At 49.4% G+C, this 536-nt stretch carries 1 protein-coding gene; it reads left to right on the top strand.

The window, feature by feature from the left end; genetic code table 11:
* Window positions 1-536, top strand: a 536-nt coding sequence (locus tag R8N47_RS27895; RefSeq protein WP_318186448.1) for a DNA translocase FtsK 4TM domain-containing protein, incomplete at both ends; no start/stop codon positions are given.

The following is a 536-nucleotide window of genomic DNA, read 5'->3' as shown; positions in this document are numbered from 1 at the left end:
GCTGGTGGCCTGTTTGGCGCATGGCTTGCCGACACTCTATTTTTCACTTTTGGCTCTCTCGCCTATCCGATCCCTTTCCTACTGGCTGCGGCTGCGTGGGTGATTTGTCGTAAGCGAGGGGAAGATGAGCCAATTGACTTTATGCTGTGGGGAACCCGTTTACTGGGCCTAACTGTTCTTATCATGACCAGTTGCGGCCTTGCCGATATTAACTTCGATGATATTTGGTACTTCTCATCGGGCGGTGTAGTAGGCGATGTTCTATCAAGCCTTGCTTTGCCGACGTTGAATGTACTGGGTACAACACTCGTCCTTCTATTTCTGTGGGGGGCTGGCTTTACTCTGTTTACGGGGATTTCTTGGCTGAACATCGTTGAATGGCTTGGTGATCGCTCGTTAGCGGTATTGGCTGCCATCGCGAATAAGTTCAGAGGTTCAGAACAAGAGACGCTAGAGCCTCAGCTTGATGAGTTTGTTGAGGATAAAGTATCAACAAAACACGTTGAAGACGATCAACAAGACGACGAGACGCTTCC

It is taken from the genome of Vibrio sp. 2132-1 (assembly GCF_033344315.1).
This window is presented reverse-complemented; position numbering and strand designations above follow the sequence as displayed.